Here is a 10193-nt window from a genome sequence, read left to right as displayed (position 1 = left end):
AATAATTATGACAACTCAAACTACAATCAATAACGAAAAGCTATCTCCGTGGCCTTGGCAGATTAAAGAGAGCACAACTCACTTTGATAACGCGGCAATGTCGACAATTTTGAAAGATTTGAGCCTTGCTTGTTACGTAGTGAACCACCCAGAAAAAGGGTTAGGTGTTAGCCAACAAGCAGAGATTGCATCGGGCGATTCAGCAAGTTCAGCGAACAGCCAACCTGTTAGCGCTTTTGCTCCAGCTCTTGGTACACAAAGCCTAGGCGACGAAGATTTTCGTCGCTGCCACGGCGTGAAATACGCTTACTATGCGGGCGCAATGGCAAACGGCATTTCATCTGAAGAGTTGGTGATTGCCCTTGGTCAAGCTGGCATTCTTTGTTCCTTTGGCGCGGCGGGTTTAATCCCGTCTCGTGTTGAGCAAGCGATTAACCGTATTCAAGCAGCACTACCAAACGGCCCTTACGCGTTTAACCTGATTCACAGCCCAAGCGAACCCGCGCTAGAGCGCGGCAGTGTTGAGCTGTTTTTGAAGCATAAAGTAAAAACTGTTGAAGCTTCTGCCTTCTTGGGGCTAACACCGCAAATCGTTCACTACCGTGCAGCTGGTCTTAGCCGTGATGCACAAGGTGAGATTCAGATCGGCAACAAGGTAATTGCCAAAGTAAGCCGTACTGAAGTTGCGAGCAAGTTTATGCAGCCTGCTCCTGCGAAAATGCTGCAAGCTCTAGTTGATGAAGGTCGAATTACAGCAGAGCAGATGGAACTGGCACAGCTAGTTCCTATGGCTGATGACATTACTGCAGAAGCTGACTCTGGTGGTCACACCGATAACCGTCCGCTAGTAACACTGCTACCAACGATTCTAGCGCTGAAAGAGCAAATCCAAGCACAGTACCAGTTCAAAACACCACTGCGTGTTGGCTGTGGTGGTGGAGTAGGCACACCTGACGCTGCGCTCGCGACGTTTAACATGGGCGCTGCTTACATTGTTACTGGTTCAATCAACCAAGCGTGTGTTGAGGCTGGCGCGAGCGAACACACACGTAAGCTGCTTTCGACAACTGAAATGGCTGACGTGACGATGGCTCCAGCGGCAGACATGTTCGAAATGGGTGTGAAACTGCAAGTGGTTAAGCGTGGCACCTTGTTCCCAATGCGTGCCAACAAACTGTACGAACTTTACACTCGCTACGATTCAATTGAAGCGATTCCAGTAGAAGAGCGCCTGAAGCTTGAGAAACAAGTCTTCCGTTCAACACTGGATAATATTTGGGCAGGGACTGTGGCTCACTTTAACGAGCGTGACCCTAAACAGATCGAACGCGCTGAAGGCAATCCAAAGCGTAAGATGGCGTTGATTTTCCGTTGGTACTTGGGTCTTTCTAGCCGTTGGTCAAACACCGGCGAACAAGGTCGTGAAATGGATTACCAAGTATGGGCAGGCCCTGCACTTGGCGCATTCAACGCATGGGCGAAAGACAGCTACCTAGACGATTACCAACAGCGTAATGCCGTTGATCTTGCTAAGCATCTGATGCACGGGGCTGCGTACTTAGCTCGTGTTAACCTGCTGACTTCGCAAGGTATCAAGCTTGATCCAGAGCTAGCACGTTGGAAGCCGACGCAAAGAATGGCGTAAGTCACTCATTACTTAGCAAACTTAAATTAGCTAGGCTCAACGAATAAAAAAAGCGACCACTTAGGTCGTTTTTTTTTGGACGTTCTTATCTAAATTAGACAGACGATTAAGAGTTTTGCATACGCTTTTTCAGTCGAGCTAAGTCAATTTCACTAGAGCGAACAGTCAACTTAATACACTCGTAATCGTACTCTTCTTTAACCACACTCATGTTTGAGCGAATCTCACCGATGATGCCTTGGCCAGAATAAGGGATGGTGATCTCTTCTTCGATCATGCCTTCTTCAGCAACACCAACGATGTACTTGTGTAGCTTCGTGATATCTAGAGGATCACGAGTCGACGTCAGCATCGCATCTGGGAATTCTTCGATCAGCTCTAATTGCTGTTCTTCAGTCAATCTATCGCACTTATTCAGCACTAATAGTTTTTCGCTGCCTTCTACACCCACTTGAGCTAATACGTCGTGTACCACATCAAGTTGTGCGCGGAATGAAACGTCAGAAGCATCAACGACATAAAGCAGCAATGAAGCATCATGCGCTTCTGCTAGCGTTGAGTGGAATGATGCAACCAGATCGTGTGGCAATTTCTTGATGAAACCCACCGTATCTGAAACAAGAATACGCGGTTGAGTGATTGGCTGAAGCGCACGAACCGTAGTGTCTAGCGTTGCGAACAGTTTATCTTCACCCACCACTTCGGTTGCGGTCATTGCACGCATCATCGAAGATTTACCGGCATTGGTGTAGCCAACTAAAGCAACAGTGAAAAGCTCCGCACGCCTTGTGCGTCGGGTCTTCATTTCATCTTGTACGCTTACTAGCTCACGCTTAAGCGCAGCAATTTGGTCACGTACGTTACGACGGTCTAGCTCTAGTGAAGTTTCACCGGCGCCCTGACCCATTTGACGCTCTTTATCGCCCTCAGCCGTTTCACGAAGACGTGGCACTAAGTAGTTTAAACGAGCGATATCAACTTGCAGACGAGCAGTACGAGTACGAGCGTGGCGGCTAAAGATTTCGATGATGATGCCAGTACGGTCAAATACTTCCACACCCAAACTCGCCTCAACAGTACGCATTTGAGATGGACTTAAATCACAGTCAAATACCACAACATCAGCGGCACCGTATTGGAAATTGCCCGTTGGAAGATCATCAAAATCTAGCTCATCGATTTCAGAATCAAACAAACCCGACTCATCAAGAAAGTCTTCATCTTCAGCTTCTTCAATAGAGCCTTGGTAACCAGTTAGATGTGCAATTTCGGCGAGTTTACCTGCACCCAACACATTCTGTCTTTGAGATGAACTGTGGTGTTGCGATTGCGTACCGACGACTTTAAACCCTAGGGTTGTCACTAAGCGAGCAAGTTCGGCAAGAGACTCTTTTGCTTCGTCACCTTTAAAATCCGGTGTCGTAATAGAAATAAGTAAAGCGTTATTCGCCGCTGGTTTTGCTGTTAGTTTCATGTATTCTTCTGTTTATGCACCAAGGTGCAGCCTAGTTTCTGGTCTAAAGTAGTGTGATCCTACGCGTTTCTACGTCAGCTTTATAGAGCTAAGGGATACTAAATCACGATATTATTGCAGTAGAAGCATATATATCGTTTATCCCTCTGTTTTTATAAGGAATAAAAAGCAAGTATAGACAACGAAAAAGGCAGCATCACATTACTTATAACTAATTGGTGATACTACCTTTGATTTAGACATGAACTTTGATTGTTAAACTAACTCAGCAACTAGAATTCGATTCTCGCTTCGGTTTGAGCATCGAAAAATACCGCCTTTGATAAGTCAAAATGAAGCGGTGCCATTTGCCCAACCGACACTTCAAACTCTGGTGACAAACGACACGCGACTTCTTGGTCGTTCACTTTAACCATTGCGATGGTATCTGGCCCTGTTGGCTCCAACACTTCCAATTGCAGATCTAGTTTTGTGGTTGCCGACACATCATCACCTTCTTGCTCAGTAATGTGTTCTGGACGTAACCCAATGACCAACTCCTTGCCATCTTGGTCACGCATACTCTGAGGCAATCGAATGTGGTGTTCTTGCTCCGCCGTGCCAGTTACTTTGATGATCGGATTCTGTTCCTCATCCAAGTCCACCATGGTTTTAATGAAGTTCATTGATGGTGAGCCCATAAAGCCCGCCACGAACATATTATTTGGCTTGGTATAGATCTCTTGTGGTGTGCCTAACTGCTGCAGTTCACCGTCTTTCATTACTGCGATGCGATCAGCCAGTGTCATTGCCTCGATTTGATCATGGGTTACATAAACAATCGTGGTATTCAGCTTCTGATGCAGACGTTTAATCTGATGGCGCATTTCAACACGCAGCTTGGCATCCAAGTTAGAAAGCGGCTCATCAAATAGATAAAGCTTAGGACGACGAGCTAGAGCACGTCCCATCGCGACACGTTGACGCTGACCACCAGAAAGCTGCGACGGTTTACGATCCAACAACTGTTCGATTTGCAGCATTTCCGCCACTCGGTTGACCTCTGCATCAATCTCTTGCTGCGGCATCTTGCGAATCTTCAGACCGAAAGCGATATTGCCACGTACCGTCATGTTTGGATAAAGCGCGTACGACTGGAATACCATCGCAATATCACGATCTTTAGGTTCTACCTGCGCCACGTCTACACCATCAATCACGATTTCACCCGAGCTAATATTTTCGAGCCCAGCGATGGTGTTCATTAGGGTGGATTTTCCACACCCCGAAGGGCCGACAAGTATCAAAAATTCCCCCGAATCGATACTAATGTCGATGCCCTTTAACGTTTCGTTGTCCGCGTTGCGATAGGTTTTACGGATCTGTTTTAAATCTAATGTTGCCATGAGTAATTATCCCTTTACTGATCCTGCCGTTAGGCCACGAACAAAATATTTTCCTGCGAAGACATACACCAACAACGTTGGCAGTGCAGCGATGATCGCGGCGGCCATGTCGACGTTATATTCTTTAACGCCAGTACTGGTGTTGACTAGGTTGTTTAATGCCACGGTAATCGGCTGAGTATCTGAGCCGGAATAAACCACTCCGAACAAGAAGTCATTCCAGATAGCGGTGAACTGCCAGATCACCGTGACCATGATGATTGGCGTTGAGATCGGTAATAAAATCTTAAAGAAAATGGTAAAGAAGCCAGCACCATCAAGCTTTGCCGCCTTGATCAATTCATCAGGAATCGAGATATAAAAGTTACGGAAAAACAGAGTCGTAAACGCCATGCCGTAGATAACGTGCACAATCACCAAGCCGATAGTTGTGTTTGCCAAACCCATTTTTCCTAACATGGTTGCCATTGGCAGCAACACCACTTGGAAAGGAATAAAGCAGCCAAACAACAACAAGCTAAAGAACAGATTTGAACCTCTGAATTGCCATTTCGTCACCACATAACCATTAAATGCACCGAGCAATGTTGAAATCGCAACCGCAGGAATCACCATTTGGAACGAGTTCCAGAAGTAGCCTTTGATGCCTTCACATTTCACGCCAGTACAAGCGGTGTCCCACGCTTTATACCAGGCATCAAACACCCACTCTTTTGGCAAGCTCATCAGGTTACCCGCCTTGATATCAGGCAGAGTTTTGAATGACGTCAGCGCCATCACGAACAATGGCATTAGATACACTAAGCAGAAGAAAAGCAGTGCTGAATAAATAAAGATTCGAGCAAAATTGATGTTATTCATCATGACTTTTTCTCCCTAAGTTCAGAGTAAAGATAAGGCACGAGAATCGCTAAGATACCGGCAAGCATCATCATGGCACTGGCAGCACCAAGGCCAATTTGTCCGCGAGTAAAGGAGTGTGCATACATAAATAGCGCAGGAAGATCCGATGAATAACCGGGGCCACCAGCCGTCATTGCCGTCACAAGGTCGAAGCTCTTAATCGCAATGTGCGACGTAATGATCACCGCACTGAAAACTACAGGGCGCAAGCAAGGTAAAATGATTTTGAGATAGATGGTAGGTAAGCTTGCCCCATCAATTTGCGCCGCTTTTATGATTGATGAATCAATACCGCGTAGCCCTGCTAAGAACATTGCCATCACAAACCCTGAAGACTGCCAAAGTGCCGCGATAACCAAGGTATACACCGACATTTCGGAGTCGACTAACCAATCAAATTTGAAGTCAGTAAATCCCCAGTCTTGCATTAGCTTTTCAATGCCAAGACCCGGATTAAGAATCCATTTCCACGCCGTACCCGTCACAATGAATGACAGCGCCATTGGGTAGAGATAGATGGTACGAATCGCCCCTTCTTGACGGATATTCTGGTCAAGCAATACCGCTAAACCAACACCAAGCAAGATGGCAATCGCCATAAATAGAAAACCAAACACACCGAGGTTGGTGATTGAGGTGATCCAGCGATCGTTATCCATCAGCTTTTCATATTGGGTTAAACCAACGAAGTTAAAACTTGGCAGAAATCGAGAGTTAGTGAACGACAGCGCTGCCGTCCAAAATATATAGCCGTAGATACACACCACTGTCACTAACGCGGTGGGCGCCAATACTATTTTAGGTAACCAATGTTGCAACCTGTCAGCAAAACTCGGTTTCGGTGCAGGCTGGCTCCTTGTGGGTTTTGGAGTCGACTCAGTCAAAACATGCTCCATAACTTATCCTTGTTGCACAATCGAGCCGATGGCTTACCTTTCGGCACCACATCAGCATCACGCATATCAGAATTGGGAGTAAAGAGTAGATAGGCTCCCTACGAGCCTACCCACCCTGGGGGTTTGGTAAAGCAACACAACCCGTCACTCACGTGCGTTGTATGTTGCTTATCAAGTTAGATTAGATAGCCGCTTTCACTGCTTTAGCTAACTTGGCAGCTGCTTGTTTAGGATCGGCATCTTTCTCGTTGAAGAAGTTGGTCACCACGTCATAGATAGCGCCTTGAGCGTAGCTTGTTGTCGCTAGGCCGTGAGCCATACTCGGAACAAGATCCCCAGACTCAGCACTTGCTTTGAAGGTTGCCATTGAGTCCAACGCACATTGGTCAAACTTAGACATGTCCATATCTAGGCGTACAGGGATAGAACCTTTGTTAAGGTTGAAGACTTCTTGGAAATCTTTGGTAAGAATGGTTTTCGCTAGGTCTTGCTGCGCTTTTTGGTTCTCTTTGTCACTTAACTCAAAGAACGCAAAGCTATCGATATTGAAAGTGAATTGGCCATCAGTACCTGGAGCTGGCGCACAGATGTAATCTTTACCCGGCACTTTGCCTGCTGCAGTAAACTCGCCTTTCGCCCAGTCACCCATGATTTGCATCGCGGCTTCACCATTGATAACCATTGAGGTTGCTACGTTCCAATCACGACCTGGAGAGTTGCTGTCGATGTAATCACGCATCTTTTTGAACTTGGTGAACACTTCCACCATTTTGTCGCCAGATAACACGTCCATATCAAGATCAACAAACGCTTTGTTGTAGTCTTCACTGCCTAGTACATCAAGTGCCACGGCTTCGAATACCGTTGCGTCTTGCCAAGGCTGACCACCATGGGCCAGTGGAATGAAACCAGCCGCTTTAATCTTGTCTGCAGCAACAAAGAATTCATCTAATGTTGTAGGAACCGTAACGCCGGATTTTTCTAAAACAACAGGGTTAGCCCAAAGCCAGTTAACACGGTGAACATTGACAGGGACCGCCACATATTCGCCATCCCACTTCATTACTTTAGTCACTACTTCTGGTAGTAGTTCATCCCACTGTTCTTGTTTCGCCGTTGCATCGAGAGACGTTAGAAAACCTAAACCACCCCACTCTTGAATATCATGACCTTTGATCTGCGCAGCAGATGGAGGATTGCCCGACACTGCTCGAGTTTTCAAAACAGTCATCGCACTTTCACCGCCGCCACCAGCAACAGCGAAATCTTTCCAAGTATGACCTTGTTCTTCAATCATCTCTTTCAGTACCGCAGCAGATTTCGCTTCACCACCGGCAGTCCACCAGTGGAGTACTTCCACTTCACCAGCTTGAGAAAATGTTGAGGCAGCAAGAAGAGATAGAGTAAGTAGGGTTTTATTGATTTTCATTATTATCTTCCATGTTTTAGCGGACTCGACGTCCGGTTCAATAAAGAGTCTACTTATTCTGATTTATAAGATTGAAACAAAAGGTAAGCCCAATGTAACGCAATTGTTACATTACACTTCTAGACCTGTGGGGATATAGACTTTGGCTTCTAAGCCACCTTGAGAAGAGTTGCGAATAATGAGATCTCCGCCATGTCCATGCAGGATATTTCGGCATATACCTAAGCCAAGACCGTGCCCTTGGTCATCCGTCGCCAGCCTAAAATAAGGCTCAAAGACCATCTCTAACTTGTCTTCTGGGATACCATCACCACTGTCTTGAATAGTGACAATAACCCAAAACTCATCACCACAGATTTCCACCATAGCTGATGAGCCATACTTAACCGCGTTGTCAATTAAGTTGGTGAGTACTCGCTTAATCGCCAGTGGTTTCGCGACCAATGGCTCTATGACAGCAGGCTCAAACTCAACCTTTGTCTGATACTGGTTATGCGACTCAATCACAGAAAGCACCATCTCGTTGAGGTCAATAACGGCATTATTTTCGTGCAAGTCGGTGTCTCTTACCGCCTGCAAAGCACCCTTCACCATCATTTCGAGCTCATCCAGATCTTTGTTGAACTTATCTTTCTTTACTTCACTCTCCAATAACTCAGCACGTAATCTAAGGCGGGTTATCGGAGTCTTTAAGTCATGGGAGATAGCAGAAAAAAGGTGCTCACGGTCCGCAACATAGCGACGAATACGTTGCTGCATACGATTAAAAGCTCGGGTCGCCGTCACCAGTTCCGTTGCCCCTTCTTCTTTTAGTTGGGGCTGCTGAATATCCATGCTCATTTCATTGGCTGCTCTTGCCAATTTTTTAAGAGGACGCACTTGGCGACGAATCATCAAGTAAGTCAGAACCAATAAAATGAGTGTCGAGGAGACCAAGAAAATCACTTGCTCACGACCGAGAATCGTATCGTCTAGTTTGACGTATGGAGCAGGTAACAATGCCGCAATGTATACCCATTCGTGACTGGTCAATTCGATTTGTACAACCAGAATGGGCGGATTCAACGGCTCTAACGTTAAAGTATGATGTGCCCACGATCGCGGGAGATCGCTTAAGTAGATATCATTTTTAAGTAAGCGAAGGTGTTCCGGTCGTGAAAAGTCTACGCGTACCGATTCCACTTTATTAAGCTTGCTACTCAAGACACTTTCTATCGCATCAATCGAGGCAGTTTTTAAGCGGGTGTCAGGGATGGGGTCGACAATCAAAGCCTCTTTATTGAAAGAAACAAAGAAACGTGTTCCTCCCATATTGCGAATTTGATCCAAAACGATATGACGATATTTGACGGGAAGAGACTGAAAGAAGGTTACCGTTGAGGCAAACATGTTCGCCATACTAGATGATGCAGAGCGAATACCTTCCAGTTCTTTGTGTTTTGATTCGCTATACCATATAGACGTAGCAATTCCTTGGGCAATAACCACAGCTAACAAAGTTAACAACAAGGTTCTTGCGACCAAAGAGTTTGGCTTGAATCGGCTTAACCAGTTCATACGAGATACTTCATACGGAGTACTGTTTTAGGAGTTAGGAGCTTCATGCTTAGTGTTGATACTGAACCGGCACGGCAAGAATATAGCCATTTCCGCGCATGGTTTTGATGTAGTGAGGATATTTACCACTGTCGCCCAGTCGGCTTCTGAGGCGGCTAAGCTGTACATCAATACCACGTTCAAAAGGCAACGCTTCGCGACCTCTGGTGGCGAAAGAGATAGTGTCACGGTCAAGAACTTCGTTAGGACGAGTTAAGAACAACATCAACAAAGAAAAGTCACTGCCTGACAAATCCATCTCTTCTGAGCTGTCATTGTGGGAAATTCGATGCGCCAGCGTATCAAGCGTCCAGTCACCAAAAATAATTTGCTTTGGCAGTGCATCACTTGGCTTGTCATCCACCACTTGGACGCGGCGCAATAACGCTTTAATACGCGCAATTAATTGGCGAGGGCTGAATGGCTTTGCAATGTAATCATCTGCGCCAATTTCCAATCCAATAATCTGGTCTGTTTCATCTGAAACCGCAGTTAACATGATAATTGGCACATTGGATTGCTTTCGTACTCGCTGACACAAAGTAAAACCATCGTCACCAGGTAGCATCACATCAAGCAGAATTAGATCTGGATAACCTTGGTTTTGTAGATGAGCTTCTAGTTCAACACCGTCTCCAACTGAAGAGACATTGAAACCAGATTTTGTGAGGTACTCTTCCAGCAGTTCGCGGATTTCTTGATCATCATCCACCACGAGAATTCGAGTATTTGTTGGCATCGCCCAAACCTATTAAATTTACAACTTATTTACATAGTGTATAGGCTGACCGATTGTTTGATTATTAGCATGGTTGTAAAGTTAGAAGAGTAGACAGATAGAGATCACATCTTGGTGACCTCTATC

Annotated in this window: 8 protein-coding genes; 1 reads left to right on the top strand and 7 read right to left on the bottom strand. The window is 45.8% G+C overall.

Annotation, left to right across the window (positions count from 1 at the left end):
• Positions 1–7: 7 nt before the first annotated feature.
• A complete protein-coding gene (gene pfaD, locus OCU78_RS04405) occupies positions 8–1645 on the top strand; it encodes an eicosapentaenoate synthase subunit PfaD (protein WP_137372350.1) in 1638 nt (545 codons plus the stop codon).
• A gap of 106 nt (positions 1646–1751) precedes the next feature.
• Here pfaD and hflX read toward each other — a convergent pair whose 3' ends face one another.
• From hflX to OCU78_RS04370, 7 genes are all read right to left on the bottom strand, one after another.
• Complete coding sequence (gene hflX / locus OCU78_RS04400) at positions 1752–3119, bottom strand: GTPase HflX (RefSeq protein WP_012603471.1); 1368 nt, start codon at positions 3117–3119, stop codon at positions 1752–1754.
• Between the two features lie 272 nt (positions 3120–3391).
• Complete coding sequence (locus OCU78_RS04395) at positions 3392–4504, bottom strand: ABC transporter ATP-binding protein (RefSeq protein WP_137372349.1); 1113 nt, start codon at positions 4502–4504, stop codon at positions 3392–3394.
• A gap of 6 nt (positions 4505–4510) precedes the next feature.
• Positions 4511–5368 (bottom strand): carbohydrate ABC transporter permease, encoded by an 858-nt coding sequence (locus tag OCU78_RS04390; RefSeq protein WP_004736059.1) that lies wholly within the window; start codon positions 5366–5368, stop codon positions 4511–4513.
• A complete protein-coding gene (locus OCU78_RS04385; protein WP_009848503.1) occupies positions 5365–6303 on the bottom strand; it encodes a carbohydrate ABC transporter permease in 939 nt (312 codons plus the stop codon). Before OCU78_RS04385 ends, OCU78_RS04390 begins: the two co-directional genes overlap by 4 nt.
• 181 nt (positions 6304–6484) lie before the next feature.
• Positions 6485–7732: an ABC transporter substrate-binding protein gene (locus OCU78_RS04380; protein WP_004736057.1), complete on the bottom strand. Its 1248-nt coding sequence runs from the start codon at positions 7730–7732 to the stop codon at positions 6485–6487.
• A gap of 111 nt (positions 7733–7843) precedes the next feature.
• A complete protein-coding gene (locus OCU78_RS04375; protein WP_137372348.1) occupies positions 7844–9289 on the bottom strand; it encodes an ATP-binding protein in 1446 nt (481 codons plus the stop codon).
• Positions 9290–9338: 49 nt separating this feature from the next.
• Entirely contained in the window at positions 9339–10067 is a 729-nt protein-coding gene (locus OCU78_RS04370) for a response regulator (RefSeq protein WP_137372347.1), read from the bottom strand.
• Positions 10068–10193: the final 126 nt, after the last annotated feature.

The sequence above is a fragment of the Vibrio gallaecicus genome, assembly GCF_024347495.1.
Taxonomy (GTDB): Bacteria; Pseudomonadota; Gammaproteobacteria; order Enterobacterales; family Vibrionaceae; genus Vibrio; species Vibrio gallaecicus.
Note: the sequence above shows the minus strand (reverse complement) of the source record. Positions and strands in the feature narration are given on the sequence as shown.

Coding starts and splice junctions, on each gene's coding strand:
- hflX (WP_012603471.1), bottom strand. CDS start 3,119: ATGAAACTAACAGCAAAACCAGCGGCGAATAACGCTTTACTTATTTCT.
- OCU78_RS04390 (WP_004736059.1), bottom strand. CDS start 5,368: ATGATGAATAACATCAATTTTGCTCGAATCTTTATTTATTCAGCACTG.
- OCU78_RS04380 (WP_004736057.1), bottom strand. CDS start 7,732: ATGAAAATCAATAAAACCCTACTTACTCTATCTCTTCTTGCTGCCTCA.
- pfaD (WP_137372350.1), top strand. CDS start 8: ATGACAACTCAAACTACAATCAATAACGAAAAGCTATCTCCGTGGCCT.
- OCU78_RS04375 (WP_137372348.1), bottom strand. CDS start 9,289: ATGAACTGGTTAAGCCGATTCAAGCCAAACTCTTTGGTCGCAAGAACC.
- OCU78_RS04395 (WP_137372349.1), bottom strand. CDS start 4,504: ATGGCAACATTAGATTTAAAACAGATCCGTAAAACCTATCGCAACGCG.
- OCU78_RS04385 (WP_009848503.1), bottom strand. CDS start 6,303: ATGGAGCATGTTTTGACTGAGTCGACTCCAAAACCCACAAGGAGCCAG.
- OCU78_RS04370 (WP_137372347.1), bottom strand. CDS start 10,067: ATGCCAACAAATACTCGAATTCTCGTGGTGGATGATGATCAAGAAATC.